The organism is Pseudomonas sp. B21-051 (assembly GCF_024748795.1).
GTDB lineage: Bacteria > Pseudomonadota > Gammaproteobacteria > Pseudomonadales > Pseudomonadaceae > Aquipseudomonas > Aquipseudomonas putida_A.
Map to the genome: position 1 here is coordinate 3,835,431 of NZ_CP087166.1, position 18,621 is coordinate 3,854,051.

At 62.3% G+C, this 18,621-nt stretch carries 19 protein-coding genes; 11 read left to right on the plus strand and 8 right to left on the minus strand.

Features of this window, described 5'->3' with window-relative positions; all coding sequences use genetic code 11:
- Window position 1 precedes the first annotated feature (1 nt).
- From LOY52_RS17045 to LOY52_RS17080, 8 genes are all read left to right on the plus strand, one after another.
- Complete coding sequence (locus LOY52_RS17045) at window positions 2-1,003, plus strand: polysaccharide deacetylase family protein (protein WP_258675171.1); 1,002 nt, start codon at window positions 2-4, stop codon at window positions 1,001-1,003.
- Window positions 1,000-2,304, plus strand: coding sequence for a lipopolysaccharide biosynthesis protein (locus LOY52_RS17050; protein WP_258675173.1), 1,305 nt, complete (start codon window positions 1,000-1,002; stop codon window positions 2,302-2,304). Before LOY52_RS17045 ends, LOY52_RS17050 begins: the two co-directional genes overlap by 4 nt.
- Window positions 2,301-4,220, plus strand: a complete 1,920-nt coding sequence (locus LOY52_RS17055) for a hypothetical protein (RefSeq protein WP_258675174.1) — start codon at window positions 2,301-2,303, stop codon at window positions 4,218-4,220. The genes LOY52_RS17050 and LOY52_RS17055 overlap by 4 nt, the downstream gene beginning before the upstream one ends.
- Before the next feature lie 176 nt (window positions 4,221-4,396).
- Window positions 4,397-5,086, plus strand: coding sequence for a GNAT family N-acetyltransferase (locus LOY52_RS17060; RefSeq protein ID WP_258675175.1), 690 nt, complete (start codon window positions 4,397-4,399; stop codon window positions 5,084-5,086).
- Between the two features lie 4 nt (window positions 5,087-5,090).
- A complete protein-coding gene (locus tag LOY52_RS17065; protein WP_258675176.1) occupies window positions 5,091-6,275 on the plus strand; it encodes a GNAT family N-acetyltransferase in 1,185 nt (394 codons plus the stop codon).
- Window positions 6,247-7,047: a carbohydrate deacetylase gene (locus LOY52_RS17070; protein WP_258675178.1), complete on the plus strand. Its 801-nt coding sequence runs from the start codon at window positions 6,247-6,249 to the stop codon at window positions 7,045-7,047. The genes LOY52_RS17065 and LOY52_RS17070 overlap by 29 nt, the downstream gene beginning before the upstream one ends.
- A 104-nt stretch (window positions 7,048-7,151) precedes the next feature.
- Complete coding sequence (locus tag LOY52_RS17075; protein WP_258675179.1) at window positions 7,152-7,844, plus strand: GNAT family N-acetyltransferase; 693 nt, start codon at window positions 7,152-7,154, stop codon at window positions 7,842-7,844.
- A 187-nt stretch (window positions 7,845-8,031) separates the two neighbouring features.
- Window positions 8,032-8,232, plus strand: a complete 201-nt coding sequence (locus LOY52_RS17080) for a transcriptional regulator (protein WP_258675180.1) — start codon at window positions 8,032-8,034, stop codon at window positions 8,230-8,232.
- A 333-nt stretch (window positions 8,233-8,565) separates the two neighbouring features.
- Here LOY52_RS17080 and LOY52_RS17085 read toward each other — a convergent pair whose 3' ends face one another.
- Complete coding sequence (locus LOY52_RS17085; protein WP_258675181.1) at window positions 8,566-9,468, minus strand: LysR family transcriptional regulator; 903 nt, start codon at window positions 9,466-9,468, stop codon at window positions 8,566-8,568.
- Between the two features lie 199 nt (window positions 9,469-9,667).
- On the opposite strand from LOY52_RS17085, the gene LOY52_RS17090 reads away from it, so the two are divergent.
- Both LOY52_RS17090 and LOY52_RS17095 read left to right on the plus strand, forming a co-directional pair.
- A complete protein-coding gene (locus LOY52_RS17090; RefSeq protein ID WP_258675182.1) occupies window positions 9,668-10,687 on the plus strand; it encodes an alpha/beta hydrolase in 1,020 nt (339 codons plus the stop codon).
- A 108-nt stretch (window positions 10,688-10,795) separates the two neighbouring features.
- On the plus strand, window positions 10,796-12,223 hold the full coding sequence (locus tag LOY52_RS17095; protein ID WP_258675183.1) for a mechanosensitive ion channel family protein: 1,428 nt from the start codon (window positions 10,796-10,798) through the stop codon (window positions 12,221-12,223).
- An 87-nt stretch (window positions 12,224-12,310) separates the two neighbouring features.
- Here the strand turns inward: LOY52_RS17095 and ycaC are convergent, their stop codons facing one another.
- The 6 genes from ycaC to LOY52_RS17125 all read right to left on the minus strand — a co-directional run bounded on the left by ycaC (window position 12,311) and on the right by LOY52_RS17125 (window position 17,180).
- Window positions 12,311-12,934, minus strand: a complete 624-nt coding sequence (ycaC, locus tag LOY52_RS17100; RefSeq protein WP_003226320.1) for an isochorismate family cysteine hydrolase YcaC — start codon at window positions 12,932-12,934, stop codon at window positions 12,311-12,313.
- A gap of 68 nt (window positions 12,935-13,002) precedes the next feature.
- The gene (locus LOY52_RS17105) at window positions 13,003-14,841 is read right to left on the minus strand and encodes an amidohydrolase (RefSeq protein WP_258675184.1); all 1,839 of its coding nucleotides are present in this window, start codon (window positions 14,839-14,841) and stop codon (window positions 13,003-13,005) included.
- Between the two features lie 30 nt (window positions 14,842-14,871).
- Window positions 14,872-15,498: an antibiotic biosynthesis monooxygenase gene (locus tag LOY52_RS17110; RefSeq protein WP_123588413.1), complete on the minus strand. Its 627-nt coding sequence runs from the start codon at window positions 15,496-15,498 to the stop codon at window positions 14,872-14,874.
- Window positions 15,491-15,907 (minus strand): DoxX family protein, encoded by a 417-nt coding sequence (locus LOY52_RS17115; protein WP_258675186.1) that lies wholly within the window; start codon window positions 15,905-15,907, stop codon window positions 15,491-15,493. The genes LOY52_RS17110 and LOY52_RS17115 overlap by 8 nt, the downstream gene beginning before the upstream one ends.
- A 161-nt stretch (window positions 15,908-16,068) precedes the next feature.
- Window positions 16,069-16,992 carry a LysR family transcriptional regulator gene (locus LOY52_RS17120; protein WP_096796195.1) on the minus strand — a complete coding sequence of 308 codons (924 nt, stop codon included), beginning with the start codon at window positions 16,990-16,992 and terminating at the stop codon, window positions 16,069-16,071.
- Between the two features lie 56 nt (window positions 16,993-17,048).
- Window positions 17,049-17,180, minus strand: coding sequence for a hypothetical protein (locus LOY52_RS17125; protein WP_258675187.1), 132 nt, complete (start codon window positions 17,178-17,180; stop codon window positions 17,049-17,051).
- Between the two features lie 118 nt (window positions 17,181-17,298).
- Between LOY52_RS17125 and LOY52_RS17130 the strand changes: the two genes are divergently transcribed.
- Complete coding sequence (locus LOY52_RS17130; RefSeq protein WP_210558979.1) at window positions 17,299-17,754, plus strand: helix-turn-helix domain-containing protein; 456 nt, start codon at window positions 17,299-17,301, stop codon at window positions 17,752-17,754.
- 34 nt (window positions 17,755-17,788) lie between these two features.
- Here LOY52_RS17130 and LOY52_RS17135 read toward each other — a convergent pair whose 3' ends face one another.
- A complete protein-coding gene (locus LOY52_RS17135; protein WP_027611586.1) occupies window positions 17,789-18,358 on the minus strand; it encodes a flavodoxin family protein in 570 nt (189 codons plus the stop codon).
- Between the last annotated feature and the right edge of the window lie 263 nt (window positions 18,359-18,621).

Genomic DNA, 18,621 nt, shown 5'->3' on the forward strand with positions numbered 1-18,621 from the left:
CATGGCGATCAAACAATTAATAAAACGCACCAGTGGCTGGCTTTACCTCAACTCGCCCGTGGGACGAAACCAGCTGCACGGCGCCGGGGTGATTCTGATGCTGCACCGGGTGTTGGCCAACGACCGCGCCGCCGACCTGCCACACCGCAATGAGCTGTGTGTCGGGCCGAAAGCCTTTGAACACCTGCTGGTGTGGCTGCGCCGGCACTTCGATTGCGTACCGCTGATGGACATCCTCACGCCCACCGCACTGCGCAGCGAACGCCCACGGGTGGCGCTGACCTTCGACGATGGCTGGCGCGACAACGCGGTCAATGCGTTCCCGTTGCTGCAAAAACACCAGGTGCCGGCGAGCATCTTTCTCTCCACCGACTTCATCGGCAGTCGTCAGCGCTTCTGGTGGGAAAGCCTTGGCGAAACCCTGTGGGGCAGCCACGGCGAAAAGGCCCGCATGCACTTGATCGAATGCCTGCACATGATCCACCACCCGGTGCCGGTGCTGGTGGATGATATCGACGTCGATCGCCGCAGCCTGTCGCTGCTGCATTACCTGCAAGGCCTGAAAAACCTTGAGCCGGCGATGCTCGAACGCCTCACCGACGAATGTCCGCCCGAAGCGCAGCCGCAAGCGCTGGACTGGCATCAGGTGCGCGCGCTGGAGGCTTCGGGGCTGGTGCGTTTCGGCCCGCATGGCGCCAGCCACGCGATCCTCACCGAACTGGACGATGTGCGCCTGAGCGAAGAAATCAGCCGCAGCCGCGACGCCTTGAACAACGGCTGCAACCGGCCGTTGCCGGTGTATTGCTACCCCAACGGCAACAACGACGAGCGGGTGCGCAAGCAGATTGCCGAACACGCTTACCCGTTCGCCCTGGGCACCGGCACCGGGATCTATCGCGGCGAAGGCGATCCGCTGAACCTGCCGCGTTTCGGCGTCAGCCAGCGTACTGCGCGCAACCCGGAGTTACTGTCGTGGCGCATCTTTCGTGGCAACCGCCCATGAGTCGCAGCCACTATCTCAAACACTTGGCGCTGAGCATGGGCACCAAGCTGGCGATGATCGCCCTGCGCTTGCTGCGCAACGTGTTGCTGGCGCGGATCCTCGGGCCGAGTGAGCGCGGGTTGTTCGCGCTGCTCAGCACCTTGCCCGACCTGATCAGCGCCGCCACCAGTGGCGGGTTGAATTCGGCCGTCGGTTATCAAGCCGCCAAACAACGGCCGATGGGCCTGCTGCTGAGTCAGGTGCTGGTGTTCGGGTGCTTGCTCGCGGGTCTGCTGACTCTGCTGGTGGTAGCGCTGGTGCGTGAGTTCGGCAGTGAGCTGGATGTCACCGTGCAGCTCGGTCTGCTGGCCTGGCTGTTGCTGCTGGCGGTGCCGCTGACCGTGCTGAAAAGTGGCCTGCTGACCCTGCACAACGCCTCCGGCGGCGTGGTCGCCTTCAACGCCTTGCGCCTGACCGAATCACTGGCGCCACTGCTGCTGTTTCTCGCGCTGTTCTGGATGTGGAAAAGCGCGGCATTGGAGGCGGCGCTTATCAGTTGGCTGGCCGGGATCAGCCTGGTGGTGCTGGCCGGTTGGGTCTGGCTGAAACGGGCGCAACCACTGCAACTGCAATGGGATCGCGCCAGCCAGAACGAACTGCTGCGCTACAGCGCCCGCAGCCATCCGGACCTGCTGTTCCAGCAAGTGATTCTGCGCTCGGACTACCTGTTCATCGGCGCCCTGCTCGGCAGCACCGCGCTGGGTCATTACGCGATGGCCAGCGCCGCCGCCGAACTGCTGCTGATCGTGCCGGAAGCGGTGACCACGCCGCTGATGAAACGCCTGTTGCAACAGGACGAAGGCATGGACAAGGTCACTCCGCTGGCCCTGCGCCTGACCGCCACGGTGATGCTCGGCGCGTGCCTGTGCATGGCAGTAATCGGCAACTGGCTGATCGTCACCCTGTTCGGCATCGCCTACCAACCGGCGTATCCGGCGCTGCTCGCCTTGCTGCCGGGGCTGCTCGGCCTGTGCTACGCGAGCATCCTGCGTCTGGACCTGCTGGGGAAAAACCGCCCCGGCACGGTGTCGCTGCTGATGGGCCTAGGCGCCCTGCTCAATCTGGCGCTGAACCTGGTGTTGATTCCGGCCTACGGCATCGTCGGCGCAGCAGCGGCTTCGTCGATCGCCTATCTAGCCGTCACCGTGGCGATGCTGGTGTTGTACTGCCGTTTGAGCGGCGTGGCGTTCTGGCAAACCCTGATCATCCTGCCCAGCGACATCGCGCCGATGTGGCAGATGCTGCAACGGAAGGCCGCATGAAAGGCCTGATCCTGCTGCTCGGTCTCGGCCTGTCGCTGGACGCCTTTGCCGCGTCAATGCGCTGGGGCGAGATCCGCGACGGCAGCCTGTACCTGCAAACCGACCGTCCGGACACCGTGACCGTGCGTTGGACCCCAGCGTGGCAGGCCGACGCCAACGAAGAGCATCTGTACCTGCTCGACGGCCAGGGCAAATTGCAGGGCGAGCGCTTGATCAAGGCCAGCGAAACCCGCGGCAACCAGAGCTGGCCATTACTGCCCGGCGCTGCCAGTTATCGCCTGGAAATTCCCGGCTACAGCTTCCGCAATTACCGGGTCGAACACGACGAGCACACCGTGGCGCTGTTCGAGCCGGCCAAGGTGCATTTCAGCGCGCAGACGCAGAACGGCGACGAGTTGTATTTCAAGGTCGCGCCGGGGGAACACGCGGTACTCGCCGGCAAGTTCCATGGCGGAGTGAATGCTCTGCAAGCGCAACGGGTCCGCGACGATAAGCCACTGACGCTGACACTGAAACCCTATCGCGCCTATTGGCAGTTCGATCAACTGGCGTTGCCGGTCAGCGAGCGCGAACAGGTCTGGCGCCTGCGCCTGCAAGGCAGCGGCAAAGCGGCGTTCTGGCTCGACGGCACGGCCAATCGGTTTGCGCAGACTCCGCAGCAACTCAAACCCGTGCGCGAAGAGACCGGCCAGATCCATCTGACCCTGCACGACAAAATCCTCGGCCGCACGCCGGATCTGGGCATCGCCCTGCCCTACGTGATGCCGCCCGCCAGTAGTCACGCGGTGCTGGATGCGCTGAAAGCGACCGCCGCCAGTTACTACAGTTTTGTCGATGTCACGGCGAAGAATCCGCACTTCGAAGACGCGTTCCGCCAGGCTTATCAGGAGCGCTTCGGCATCCGTCAGGACATCACCCTGCTCGCCGGCAGCCAGCGTCAGGCCGATCTGCGCGCCGACGTGCAAAGCAATGGCGGCCTCGATGCATGGCTGGCCGGCACCCGCGCCTTGGGCGGCAAAGGCACGCACTACATCGGTTTTGCCGATGAGCCGAACCTCAACTATTCGAGCTTCGAGCAATACCGGGCGATTTTCGCCAGCATGGCCAAACAGGTGCGCAGTGATCCGGCGAATGCCAGGGCCGGGGTGCGCATCGCCATGCCGGCCAGTTCACGGCTGGTCAACGGGCCGTTCGCCGACAACGCGGCAGGCAAGCGCGGCATCGACTGGGCGCGGCGCCTGCTCGGTGAATCCGCCGAACAGATCGACGCGCTGGCGTGGCACGAATGGATGATCCGCGACCTGCTCGCCACCCGGGTCTACCGCGACAGCGTGCGCCGCGCTGCCGAACTGGTCGGCCTCGACGCCCACGGTCAACCGCGCAAGGCCTTGCTGCTGGACCAGACCAATATGTCCAGCGGCTCCAGCCTCAGCCCCTACGATCAGGAAACCCACTACGCCTCGCTGTGGTGGGCCTCGGTGGTGATCAACGCCTCGCAGGACGGCTTGCTGACGATGCTCAATTGGTTTCAGGCCGCCGACGAGCCGCAGTACCCCAAGGGCATGATCCGGGTTTTGGGCGCTGAGCGCTTTGAGCTGAAACCGGTGGGTCTGGCCCAGCAGTTCATCGCGCAGCATTGGCTGCACAAAGTGCTGAGGCTGGAGAACGATGGCTTTGAAGTCGATGTGCTGGCAATGGCCGGCGACGAGCAGCGAGGTCTGCTCGGTGTGAACAAGGGCACGCGTTTGCAGCGTGTTGACCTGAGTGGCGCCAAGTGCCCGCTGAACAACGGTGCGTTGCGTTACTTCGGCGCGGACAATCGCAGCCGCGATGCGCCATTCGCCTGCCGCGAAGGACGCGTCAGCTTCGACTTGCCAGGGGAAACCCTGTTCGCCCTGAGCTGGAGCGCGTCATGAACCCGAATTTCAGACAATGCATGGCGAAAACAAAATTGTGGCGAGGGAGCTTGCTCCCGCCGGGCTGCGAAGCGGCCCCGATACTTGCGCCCCCATTGGCGACTGCTGCGCAGCCGAGCGGGAGCAAGCTCCCTCGCCACAGTCGTTCGCCCTGCGATATCGCCGGAGTACAGAACATGGGTACCGTCAGCAAACTCAGCCAGCACATCAAACAAAAAGGCCTGCGCGCCACTCTCGCCAAGGCGTGGAAGCATTACGTGTTTTTTCATCAGGAATTGCTGTGGATGGAGCGCGATCTGGTCAGTCCGGTGCCACCGCACAGCCTCAAACCGTATCCGCCACTGCGGGTGGTGAAGATCACCGCCGACAACGCCAGCGCCTTTGCCCGCTACTTCGGCGACCGCGTCGGGACCATGGCCGAGCTGGCCAATGAAGGCCACACCGGACACATGCACCTGGACGATCAGGGCGACGCCGTGGCGTTTATCTGGGGCAGCGCACGGGACTACTTCGACCGGCATTACTACGGCTGCCTGTTCCCGGTGAAACCCGGCGAGTTCTTCGAATTCGGTGGCGAGCTGACCCGTGCCTACTGGGGCAGCGAACTCTCGGTGGACCTGCAACTGGAACTGTGGAAAGCCATGGCGGCCCAGGGCTGCGACAAGGTGGTGGACGTCTGCGAGTTCCACAACGTCCCGGCGCTGAAACTGCACCTGCGCATGGGTTACACCGAGCAAGGCCGGATCATGAATGTCTACACCCTGTTCGGTCGCTGGCGCTTCTACCGCGAAACCCGCTACAGCGGTTCGCGCCTGGATGCCCTGCGCAAACCGTCCCGTCCACCTGTCACAGCCACGGCGGCCTGAGCCCATGACGGCGCGATTCGAATGGCGCACTTCACTGTGCGCCGCCGACTTCCCGGCAGACGCCTATGAAGCGCTGCGTCTGCAGGTAACGGATCACACGCCGTTCAACCACCTGGGCTGGTTGTGCGCGGCGGAGCAGGCACTGGGCGCGGGTGAGCGCCTGCACATCCTGCTCGGTTGGGAAGCGGACGAATTGCGCCTGTGCCTGCCGCTGGTAGCGGGCCGTGAGCGCTTTGCCGGCGTGCCGTTTCGTGTACTGCACCACTTGGGCTATCCGCTGGCGGACCGGCTGGCGCTGCTGTCATTGCTCAAGGGCGAAGACATGCGCGAAGCCTTGCGCCTGATCCGCCGACAGCTGCCGCACGCGCTGCTGCAGCTCAACGAATTGTCCGAGCCGGCGGGTGAGGAAAGCGCCCTGACCGAATGGATGGCTCACAGTTCTGCTGGCGAACGCCGTCTCAGTTGCCGGGTGCCGGTGCATCTGATCAGCGACGCCGATCATCAAGAGGTCTCCGGCGACCCGCGCTACAAGCTGCGGCGGGCGCGCAAACGGATTGCCGCGTGTGGCGCCCAGGTGCGGCGCATCTGCCCCGACGCGCTGAGCATGGGTCCGCTGTTGCGGGCGATCAGCGAAGTCGAAGCGGTAAGCTGGAAAGGTGACGAAGGCGTGGGGATCTTTGCCAGCGAGCGCAGTCGGCAATGGATCGAACGCGCCTTCACCGCCCTCGCCGGCCAGGGCCTGGTGCGGGTGGTGACGCTGGAACTCAACGGGCGTTGCATCAGCTATCGCCTCGGCTTGCTGGAGCAGGGCCGACTCTACGATTACAACCTCGCGTTCCTGCCGCAATACGCCGATCTAGGCAGCGGCCGGGTGCTGCTGGAGGAATGGATTCGCTGGGGGCTGGACGAGCATTGGCGCTGGATCGATGCCTCGCGGGTCAGTCTGGAGAATTCCAGCCATCAGCTGCACGAACGCATGACCGGCCAACTGGAACACTGGCGCTGGAGTTTCTATTCCTGGCGCCCCAGCGGGATCCTGTTGGGGCTTGGCTTGCGCCTCTGGCAGCGCTTGAAACCGACGGTGCAGCAATGGCGCGCGCGACGCGCGGCCAAACCTGCCCCTGTGCCCACACCTGTCGTCATCACCACGGAGGGCGATCATGCCTCGCCAAGTCATAGTCAACGCTGACGATTTCGGTTTGAGCCCGAACGAAAACGCGGTGATCTTCGCCGCGTTTCAGGCCGGGGTCATCAGCTCGGCCACGGCCATGGCCAACATGCCGGCGTTCGAAGCAGCCTGCGCGATGGCCCGACATGCTTCGCTGCAAGGTCGGGTCGGGTTGCATTTCAACCTGACCTACGGGCGGCCGCTGAGCAGCTCGATCCTGCGCAGTCGCACCTTCTGCGATGGCCTCGGCGTGTTCGATCTGAGCCTGCCACGGCACAGCCTGTGGCTCGGACGTGAGGATCGCGACGCGGTGCGTGAAGAGTTGCAGGCGCAGTGGCAGCGCTGCGTCGAACATGGCGTGCGGCCGAGCCATATCGACTCGCATCAGCACGTGCACAACATCTGGCCGATCGGCGAAATCGTCGCGCGGTTTGCCGCTCAGCAAGGCGTGCCGATTCGTCTGGCGCGCAACCTGGGGCAGAACCTCAGTCTGCCGAAACGCATATTCAAAGGTTTGCTCAACTGGCGCTTACAGAGTCTGGCCGGAGCCACGGCGGACTATGTGTGCACGCCGGTAGATCTGCGTAACGCCCCCGCGCCGACCGACGGCGTGCTGGAAATCGTTGCCCACCCGAATCAGCTCGGGAGCGATTTCGGGGATGCCTACCTCAATCCCGGAGAATCCCTGAGCCGCGTGCTAGAGCAGCGGCTGCCGGGCGTTCCACGGGTTTCCTATGCCGATCTGAACAAGGATTTTCTACGTGGTGCCGCGGCACTCGATCGACCTACATAACTTGCAATACTTTCGAAGATGGCGCTTCGAAACGGCGTTGCAGGTGTGATCTATACCCACAAAAGCAACATCCACCACACCGGGCTTCGGCCACGGAGGGCAACATGAGTGTTATCGAAAAACTGCGCGAACGCATTCGTCAAAAGGGCCTCGGCCGTCTCTTCGCCACCCTGTGGAAACGTTACGTGTTCTTCCACTGGGAGCTGCTGTGGATGGAGCGCGATCTGGTCTCGCCGGTGCCACCGCACAAGCTGCGCCCGTACGAAGGGTTGCGCAAAGTCGATATCACCCAGCTCAACACCGGGGCCTTCGCCAAACACTTCGGCGACCGCGTCGAGACCATGGCCGAACTCGCCGCCGAAGGCCACACCGGACACATGTATCTCGATGCCGACGGCCACGCGGTGGCATTCATCTGGGGCAGCATTCGCGACTACCACGACCGCCACTATTACGGCTGCTGGTTCCCGGTCAAACCGGGCGAGTTCTTCGAGTTCGGCGGCGAGATGGCCCGGCCGTATTTCGGCACCAGCCTGTCGGTGGACGTGCAAGTCGCGCTGTGGGAAGCGATGGCCGCCCAAGGCTGCGACAAAGTCGTCGACGTCTGCGAAACCCACAACATCCCGGCGCTGAAACTGCACATCCGCATGGGCTACCACGAACAGGGCCGCGTCACCCACGTCTACGGCCTGTTCGGCCGCTGGCGCTTCTACCGCGAAACCCGCTATCAAGGCTCACGCCTGGAACCCCTGCGCAAACCTGGGCGGCCGGTGGTGAGTGCGACGGCGCAGGCTTGATCAATCGTTAGAGTGTGGCGGCCATTTGGCCGCCATCGCGAGCAGGCTCGCTCCTGCAGTGGATCGCGTAACACAGGACTTTGCCCACACCCGAAAAAGAATCGCCCTCCTTCCCTGAAGGCCAGGCCTGACTGCTCCCAATGGCGTGATCAAGTAAATTGGTGAAAAAACACAAGGGAGCAGAACGTTGAGCTACAAACTCACCCGCCTGGAGTTGCCGTCATTGCTCGTTGATGTCGCGGCAATTCGTGAATATCTGAAACAAGTGCTAAATGATGACGACGATGAAGAGTTGCTTCGAGCCATCGGCTATGTGGCGCAGGCTTGCTCGAACATTCAGAAGGACCAAACGGGCGAAGTTGGTTCCGATTCTTTCAGCCAGACTTGAGGCCCTGCTGACGCCTTCGCTGGCAAGCCAGCTCCCACAAGATTTCAAGTTGTGCGCAGATTTTTTGCCCATCCACAAGAATCTGTGGGAGCTAGCCTGCTAGCGATGGCGCCGGCACAACCAACATCGTCAGTGCCTGAACCACCGCTTTCGCGAGCAGGCTCACTCCTACACGGGTTATGCGGGCAGTTCGACGTTATCCAGCGCCTTGTTCACCGTATGTGCAATGCCAACCCGAATTGAAATACACCCGTGTAGGAGCTGCCGCAGGCTGCGATCTTTTGATCTTGCTTTAAAAAAACAAAGTCAAAAGATCGCAGCCTGCGGCAGCTCCTACAGGGAGTGGGTGGTTGTTGGGTTCAGGCGTTCACGCAGGAATTCGACCAGTGCCTGCACCGGGCGCGAAGCCTGGCGATGTTGCGGATACACCGCCGACAGGGTCAGCGGTTCGGGGCGGTAGTCGTCGAGCACTGGCACCAGCCGCCCGTCCTTCAGCGCCGCGCCAACGATGAACGTCGGCAGATAGGTAATCCCCATCCCCTGCACCGCCGCATCGCGCAGCAACTCGCCATTGTTCACCCGCATGCGTCCGGTGACGTTGACCAGCAGCGGCTTGCCCTGCCCCGCGTTGAAGCGCCACTGCACCGAACGCCCGTGGCCGTACGGCAGGCAGTCGTGGCTGTGCAGGTCTTCAGGGTTGAGCGGTGTGCCGCGTTCGGCCAGATACGCCGGGCTGGCGCAGTACACCCGTTCGATGGCGGCGATGCGTCGGGCGATCAATGTTGAGTCTTCCAGTACACCAATGCGCAGTGCCAGGTCATAACCTTCGCCAAGCAGATCCACCGGGCGGTCGCTCAAATCCACCTCCACGGTGACATCGCGATAGCGCTGCAGGAACAGTGGAAGCAGACAGCCCAGATGCGCCACGGCGAACGACAGCGGTGCACTGACGCGAATGGTCCCGCGCGGCTCGGCGGTCTGCCCGGCGATGCCCTGCTCGACCTGTTCCACTTCGCCCAGCAGACGCAGCGCCGACTCGTAGTAGCTCTGGCCCAGTGGCGTGACGTCGAGGCGTCGGGTGGAACGGTTCAACAAGCGCACACCGAGGCGCTCTTCGAGCTGCATCAAACGACGGCTGACGAACTGCTTGGACAGGCCCAACTGATCGGCCGCGGCGGTGAAGCTGCCGGAGTCCATGACCTGGCAAAAAATACGCATGTCTTCGAACGGGTTCATTGTCACTCTCTGGTAGACAGTCAAACGCTTTATAGCCTCTTTTTCACTTTTCGACAGCTCATTAATCTGTGCCCACGGTGTTGAAACCAACCCTCAAACCTGTAGGAGCTGCCGCAGGCTGCGATCTTTTAAAGATCAAAAGATCGCAGCCTGCGGCAGCTCCTACAGGGCACTCAAACAATCGAAAATGGAATTGAGCATGAACATCAAAAAAACCCTGACCGCATCCCTCCTCGCCCTGTCCATCGGCAACGCATTCGCCGCTGGCAGCCCGGGTGTCGAACACAACACCCAGGCGTTCCTCGAAGCCCTCGCCGCCGGCGGTGGCAAACCGCTGGAGCAACTCAGCCCAAAGGATGCTCGTGCAGTGCTGACCGGTGCGCAAGCGTCGGTGAAGGTTGACCTGTCCGGGGTTGAAGTCAGCGACAAGGCAATCAAGGTCGATGGCCAGACGATTAATCTCAAAGTGGTGCGGCCGGCCAAGGTCAAAGGTGAATTGCCGGTGTTCATGTTCTTCCACGGCGGCGGTTGGGTGTTGGGCGATTACCCGACGCACCAGCGCCTGATTCGCGATCTGGTGGTCGGCTCTGGAGCGGTCGCGGTGTACGTCGATTACACGCCGTCGCCGGAAGCGCAGTATCCGGCAGCGATCAATCAGGCTTACGCCGCGACCCGATGGGTCGCGGAGAACGGCAAGCAGATCGGGGTCGACGGCAAGCGTCTGGCGGTGGCCGGCAACAGTGTCGGCGGCAACATGGCGGCGGTCGTGGCGCTGATGGCCAAAGAAAAGCAGAGCCCGGCCCTGCGCTTCCAGCTGCTGATGTGGCCGGTGACCAACGCGCAGTTCGACGACGGTTCGTACCAGCAATTCGCCGAGGGCCACTTCCTCACCAAGGGCATGATGCAATGGTTCTGGGACAACTACACCACCAACCCGGCCGAGCGCGCACAGATCCACGCCTCGCCACTGAACGCCAGCGCCGAACAGCTCAAGGGCCTGCCCGCCGCGCTGATACAGACCGCCGAATTCGACGTGTTGCGTGATGAAGGTGAAGGCTACGCTCGGCATCTGGATGCGGCCGGTGTACCAGTGACCTCGGTGCGTTACAACGGGATGATTCATGACTTTGGTTTGCTCAACCCACTGAGCCAGATTCCCGAAGTGAAAGCGGCCGTGCGCCAGGCGGCGGCTGAGCTGAAGACGCATTTGAATCAATAAAAGCAAAAGATCGCAGCCTGCGGCAGCTCCTACTTTGGAATGCATTTCCCTGTAGGAGCTGCCGCAGGCTGCGATCTTTTTTTTCAGCCGCATCGCGGAGTCTCGATCATGACCCTTTTCTATGCCCACCCACTGTCCTGGAGCGCCGCCCTGTTACTGCTCGACGCGCTGCTCTGGCACCTCGCCCCGTTCAAGCATCGCGCCCCGAGAGTCGGCATTCGCCTGGCGCTGTTTCTGGCGTTCAGCGCACTGATCATCAACGCCGAGATCAGCCCGCTGCAGGCGCCGCTGTTCGTCGACGACCGGGTGATGCAACTGGGCGCGACCGCGCTGGCAATTGTCTGGTGGCTGTACGCTGCGCGGGTGCTCACCGAGGTGATCGGTCTGGCGCTGATGCGGCGCATCGGCCACAGCGGTCGGCTGTTGCAGGACGTGATCGGCGCACTGGTGTTTCTGGCGGCGATCGTCGCGGCCGCCGGCTATGTGCTGGAACTGCCAGTCAAGGGCTTGCTGGCGACCTCCGGCGTAGTGGCAATCGTCGTTGGTCTGGCGTTGCAAAGCACCTTGAGCGACGTGTTCTCGGGGATCGTGCTCAACACCACCAAGCCGTATCAGGTCGACGATTTCGTGGTGATCGACGGTGTCGAGGGCAAGGTCATCGACATCGACTGGCGCGCCACGCATCTGTTGACCAGCAGCGGCACCCTGGCGGTGGTGCCGAACTCGGTGGCGGCCAAGGCGAAGATCGTCAATCTCAGTCGCCCGACCAACCTGCACGGGGTCTCGATCAGCATCAAGGTGCCGAATCACATCCGCCCGCGGCGGGTGCTCGACGCCCTCGATCGCACCCTGCAAGGCAGCAGCAGTCTGCTGCTCAATCCGCCGCCCAAAGCCGTGTTGAAAGAGGCCGGTGAGGAGATGTCGGAGTATGTTGCCAGCGGCTTCATCAGTGAGCTGAGCAAGAAAGGCGAAGTGCGCAATCAACTGTTCGACCTCGCCCACCGGCATCTCGAAGCCGCAGGAATTTCCCGGCATCCGGATGGCGTGATCGAGCCCTCGACCCGCGCCCGGGCCTTGCTCGATGAAGTGAAAATCTTCCGCTCGTTGAGCCATGAGGAACGTGATCGCCTCGCCGAATCGATGGTCGCGCAGCAATACGCGGCCGGTCAGGTGGTGCTGGATCTGGATGAAGTGCCCGACAGTCTGTTTGTCATCGCCACTGGCGTGGTCAGTGCGACCGTGCCCGATGGCAACGGCCAGACCGAGGCCGGACGCATGGGGCCGAGCGAGGTCATGGGCGAACAGAGCATCCTCGCCGATACCCCCTCGCAAGCGACGTTCACCGCACTGACGTCGAGCATCATCTATCGCCTCGACAAAGCCCTGACCCGCCAATGCATGGAGCAGCGCAGCGAAGTCGGCCAGGCGCTGAACAAATTGCAGGCGGTGCGACAGCAGAACAGCCGGCTGGCGTTGATGGCCAAACCAGTGGCAGTGCGCAAGGGTGGTTTTCTGGGTTGGTTGCAGAAACGTTAAAAGCAAAAGATCGCAGCCTGCGGCAGCTCCTACATTGGAACGCGTTCCTCTGTAGGAGCTGCCGCAGGCTGCGATCTTTTGACCTTCTTACTTGGCAGTGAACTTGGTGTAGCTGTTGATCAGATTGCGGTAGTTCGGCAGGCGTTCGGACAGCAGATGCGCCAGGCCTTCCATGTCGTTGCGCCAGTCACCTTGCAGCTCGCACGCCACCGAGAACCAGTTCAGCAGGTGTGCACCGGCAGCCGACATGCGCGCCCACGCCGCTTGTTGCACGGTGGTGTTGAAGGTGCCGGAAGAATCGGTCACCACGAACACTTCATAACCCTCGGCAATGGCCGACAGGGTCGGGAACGCCACGCAGACGTCCGTCACCACACCGGCGATGATCAGTTGCTTGCGGCCGGTGGCCTTGATCGCTTTGACGAAGTCTTCGTTGTCCCAGGCATTGATCTGCCCAGGGCGCTGAATGAACGGTGCATCGGGGAATTGCTCGCGCAGCTCAGGCACGATCGGGCCGTTCGGGCCGGCATCGAAACTGGTGGTGAGGATGGTCGGCAGCTTGAAGAACTTGGCGATGTCGCCCAGCGCCAGCACGTTGTTCTTGAACTCGTTAGGGGTGAAATCCTGTACCAGCGAGATCAGACCGGTCTGGTGGTCGACCAGCAGCACGACCGCATCATCTTTGTTCAGACGCTTGTAGGGAACGCTCATGGGAAACTCCTCGGTGGATGGTTGTTGCGTGAGGCGCCGACCGGATGGCCGGCGCTTTTTTGTAGTGATCAGAAAGCGAAGCAAGAACAGCCGAACGCGCCCCAGAAACCGGCGAAGTCGCTGACCGGTGCGTTCGACAGTCGGGCTTTTTCATGGCTGTGCGCGTGTACTGCGCAAGCACCGACGCACTGGTGCACTTGCGCCTGCAAAGGCGAGTTCGGGCGCCAGTGGCCCGGCACCTTGACCACCGGCGACCAGTCCGGCAGCACGGGGATCGAGCGTGGGCCGAGGTCTTCGAAGTCGCCGGCGGCGTAAACGATCTGGCCGCCGACCACGGTCAGCACCGACTCGATCCACTTGATCGCTTCTTCTTCGACGTGGAAGAAGTCCGCGCTCAGCGCCGCCAGATCCGCCAGTTGCCCGACCTTGATCTGGCCCTTCTTGCCCTGCTCCGACGAGAACCAGGCGCTGCCGTGGGTGAACAGTTCCAGTGCGGTAGTGCGCGGCAGACCTTCTTCGTACAAAGCCAGACCGCCGACGGTGCGTCCGCTGACCATCCAGTACAGAGATGTCCATGGGTTGTAGCTGGATACCCGGGTGGCATCGGTGCCGGCGCCGACCGGTACGCCTTCGGCAAGCATGCGTTTGATCGGCGGCGTGGCTTCGGCGGCTTTCGCGCCGTAACGGTCGACGAAGTATTCACCCTGGAACGCCATGCGATCCTGAATCGCGATGCCGCCGCCCAGCGCCCTCACCCGCTCGATGTTCTGCGGGGTGATGGTTTCCGCGTGGTCGAAGAACCACGGCAGACCGTTGAACGGAATGTCACGATTGACCTTCTCGAACACGTCTAGCATGCGGCTGATCGATTCGTTGTACGTGGCGTGCAAACGGAACGGCCAGCGCTGCTCGACCAGATGGCGCACCACCGGTTCCAGCTCCTGTTCCATGGTCTGCGGCAGGTCCGGACGCGGTTCGAGGAAGTCTTCGAAGTCGGCGGCGGAGAACACCAGCATCTCGCCAGCGCCGTTGTGCCGCAGGTAATCGTCGCCCTGATGCAACTTGACGCTGCCGGTCCAGTTCTGGAAATCAGTCAGTTCTTCTTTGGGCTTCTGGGTGAACAGGTTGTAGGCGATGCGCACGGTCAACTGATCATCCTTGGCCAGTTGCTCGATCACTTGATAGTCATCTGGATAGTTCTGGAAACCACCGCCGGCATCGATCGCGCTGGTCAGGCCGAGGCGATTGAGTTCGCGCATGAACTGCCGGGTCGAGTTGACCTGATATTCCAGCGGCAGCTTCGGCCCCTTGGCCAGCGTCGAGTACAGAATCATCGCGTTGGGTTTTGCCACCAGCATCCCGGTCGGATTGCCGTTGGCATCACGCACGATCTCGCCGCCCGGAGGGTTCGGCGTGTCGCGGGTGTAACCGGCGACGCGCAGGGCGGCACGGTTGAGCAGCGCGCGGTCGTACAGGTGCAGGACGAACACCGGGGTGTCTGGCGCGGCCTGATTGAGTTCTTCGAGGGTCGGCATGCGTTTTTCAGCGAACTGGAATTCGTTCCAGCCACCGACCACACGCACCCATTGCGGAGTCGGCGTACGGTCGGCCTGCTCCTTGAGCATGCGCAGTGCATCGGCCAGCGACGGTACGCCTTCCCAACGCAGTTCGAGGTTGTAGTTGAGGCCGCCACGGATCAGGTGCAAGTGCGAGTCGTTGAGGCCGGGGATCACGCAGCGTCCGTGCATGTCGATCACTTGCGTGGCCGAACCACGCAGGGCCATGGCCTGGGTGTCGTTACCGACGACCACAAAACGCCCGTCCTTGATCGCCACCGCACTGGCCAGCGGCTTGCTGCGGTCTACGGTATGAAATTGGCCATTGAACAGAATCAGATCGGCGTTCATCGCAGTTCCTTTCGAGTAGATGAATGGGTGTCAGCGTGACGGCTGTTTCGCCGGTTCGACGTGAGCATGGGCCTGACCGGCTTCCAGCCACGGCGCGAACAACCGGGTTACGCGGGGCATGAACACGTACACCACCGACAGGACGATGGTCAGGGTGATCAGGAATGTGGCGACCACGTAATTGGAAAGCAGTGGATGCAGCTTGAGCAGCGGCCCCCAGATCAGCGGCACCAGCAGCGTGTGCGGCAGGATCACCAGCAGGGTGATGACCGCTTGCTTCCAGCGCGGCGGCGGCTTCGCGGCATCGGCCAGCGGCGCAAACCAGAATTCGTTGACCGGCGCGACTTCGGTCTGGTCGCCATCAGCGAGCATCGGCGCCGCTTCATCCACCAGCGCCTGGCGCTGCGGCGACTCCAGCCACAGCTGCATGGCCTCGGTGGAGCAGAAGCGCAGGACGCAGGTGTAGGTGTCGAGGCCGGCCAGCTTGCCGCGCACCACGTCGACCCCGAGGTGACCGTCGCGCTGCCCGGCGACCCTGACGATGTTGCGCAGCCACGCCTCGTAAGGCTGTTCAAACCCGGCCTTGACCCGGTGCTTGACGATCAGGGTCACGGTTTCACCGACCCCCGGTGCTTTTGGACTCAGGGCTTCAGGCATGACGCAGCACTCCGGGCAGACGAACATTGAGCGCCAGGCGTCCCGGCCCGGCGATAAACACAGTGGCGAACAGGATCAACAGCAACCAGTCGAATTGCCCCTCGGCCGCACTCCATTGCGGATGCACGACCAGCAGCGCCACCAGCAGAACAAAAAGAATAGGCAAGCAGGCCAATCGCGCCAGCACCCCGGCGACGATCAGTAGAGGGCAAAGAACTTCAGCGAAAATCGCCAGGCATAAGGTCAGGTGCGCGCCGAGGTGGAACGGGTCCTCGATCTGCTGCAATTGCGCGTTGAAGTCCAGCAGCTTGGGCAAACCGTGGATCCACAGCAGGAACAGTCCACCGCTGACCCGCAGAAACAGCAGACCGATATCCTGTGCCTGTCCATCGTGTTGTGATGCGCTCATGACCCTACCCTTTAATCCTTATCGGGTTGAATCATGCTCCTTGCAGGCGCAGGAAAATTGGATGGATGTGCTGTAGGAGCTGCCGAAGGCTGCGATCTTTTGATCTTCAACAACAAAATCAAAAGATCGCAGCCTTCGGCAGCTCCTACGCAGAGAGGATGTCAGGCGGGCGGGATATCCAGCGGCGCCGCCATGAACTGGCTGATCCGCGAGCGCAGCCAGCGCTCGGCCGGGTCGTTGTCGTGCACCCCGCTCCAGGCCATCGACAGCTGTGCGGCGTCGATCGGGAACGGTGGATCTTCAGCGCGCAAGGCGCAGCCTTCGACCAGCGCACACGCGGCATAGTCCGGCACGGTGGCAATCATTTCAGTGCCGGCGAGCAACGCACGCAAACCGCTGAACTGCGGCACGCCGAGCACCACGCGCCGACGCCGGCCAACCTTGGCCAGGTCCAGGTCGATGTTGCCGCTCAGGTCACCGGAGAACGACACCATTGCGTGCGGGCGCTCGCAGTATTCGTCCAGCGTCAGCGGCCCCGGGCGATCATCGCCGCGTAGCACTTTGCAGGGAATGTCGCGCAGTTTCTTGCGCTTGGCGTTGGCCGGCAGATCGGTGGTGTAACTGACCCCGACCGAGATTTCCCCGGACGCCAGCAGCGCCGGCATCAACAGATAATTGGCACGGCGCACCACCACGACAATCCCCGGTGCTTCCTGCTGAAGCTGTCGCAGCAGCGGCGGAAACAGACCGAACTCGGCGTCGTCCGACAGGCCGATGCGGAACACGTCGCAACTGCTGGCCGGGTCGAACTCCTTGGCCCGGCTGACCGCGCCGGAGATCACGTCCATCGCCGGTTGCAGCTCCTGCAGAATCGCCAGCGCGCGGGCGGTCGGCTCCATGCTGCGGCCGTTGCGCAGCAGCAACGGATCATCGAACAGGTCGCGCAACCGCCCCAGCGCCGCACTGACCGCCGGTTGGCCCATGAACAGTTTTTCGGCGACGCGGGTCAGGTTCTTTTCGAACATCAGCGCTTCGAAAATCACCAGCAGGTTCATGTCGACGCGACGCAGATCGTTACGGTTCATGGGCTCGTATTCCTTGCTTGGAAGTCTTGTTCAGTCAGGTGCGAGAGCGTCGTACTTTACTCGATCAACGGTACGTTGGCCGCGCGTTTGTATGGGCCGTATTCCACCGCCACCCATTGGAAGTGTTTGTCGAGGGCAACGACTTGCAGCGATGTGCTGAGTTCAACGTTTTGCGGCGCAATTAACAACGTTTAACTCGTCAGTCTTCCGGCACCGTCCAACAATGAAACCCTCTGCGAAACATTGTTTTTTTGACCAGAGGGAAACGTGCCGAGCGTGCGTTGCCCCCCGACACGGACATTGGCCATGGCTCACTTACAACAAACAGTCGCCCTCGCCCCCTCCAGCGAATCTTGCACACCGCGCATCGGCGGCCTCAGTCCGCAGCGCGAACGGCGGGCCAAACAGTTGATCCTCGACCGCCTGGGTGAAAGCCTGGAAGTCACCGAACTGGCAGAGGCCTGTTCGTTGTCACGCAGTCATTTTTCCCGGGCGTTCAAATGCAGTACCGGACTCTCGCCACAGGACTGGATCCGCACCCAGCGCATCGCTCGCGCCAAGCAGTTGATCCGGCTCACCCACTTGAGCCTGACGCAGATCAGCCTGGAGTGTGGCTTCTGTGATCAGGCACACTTCTGCCATATCTTCACCCGCAGCGAGGGGATCAGTCCGTTCGCCTGGCGGTGTCGTGAGGTGCCGGGCATGAAGCCCGAAAGACCGCAGTCAGCGGCCGCGCCTGTCGGCATACGCCTGGCGGTCTAGACGCTGTCGCGCGCCAAGCTCATTTCCCTTCGCGTCATTGCTGCCTCAAGCGCTGCGCCACTTGCGCCACCCGCTCGCCCAGATGTGCCGCCGTGCGCCGGTCTTCGAGCGGCGGCGCCTGCTCGGGGGGCTGTTCGACATTGGATTGGGACATGGCCCCGAGCGCGCTGCCCAGACGATTCAACTGACCATCGAAGCAGCCCGCCACCGAGCGCGCCGGGAGCAGGTCGAGACCCACCCAGATCATCGAATGCTGCGCGGCGAACACCGCCATTTGCAGCAATGTATTGAGCTTGTCGCCACACAGACTTCCGGAATTGGTGAACCCGGCGGCAACCTTGTTGCGCCACGGTTTTGCCAGATAGAACGCCGCGCTGGCCTCCATGAAATGCTTGAAGCCCGCCGACGCGCTGCCCATGTAAGTCGGCGCACCGAAAATGATCGCGTCGGCGCGGTGCAACTCATCCCAATAGAACTCGACTTCTTCTACCGCCACCAACCGACAGGTACTGCCCAAGTGCCGTTCGACGCCCTGCGCCACGGCTTCTGCCATGACGCGAGTGTGGCCATAGCCGCTGTGATAGACCACCACCACGTTGCTCATTGCGCCGTCCTCCGCTCGGGTGCACTCCATTGCAGCCCTCAGGTCCTGGCCTGAGGGCAGGCTTGATTCAGCGGATTTTTGGGGTTGAAGCGGACTCAGACGAGTTAATCGTTGTTAATTGTCCGCGAGACAAAGCGCTGGTCTGAACATTGCAGCGGGCAAAAATGCCGATCGCTGCATCACTTTCGAGCATGGCCGGCAATCTGCACGTTGCACTGACGCCAGAACCTGCGGAATATGTCCGCAAAACTGCGGATTAGAAG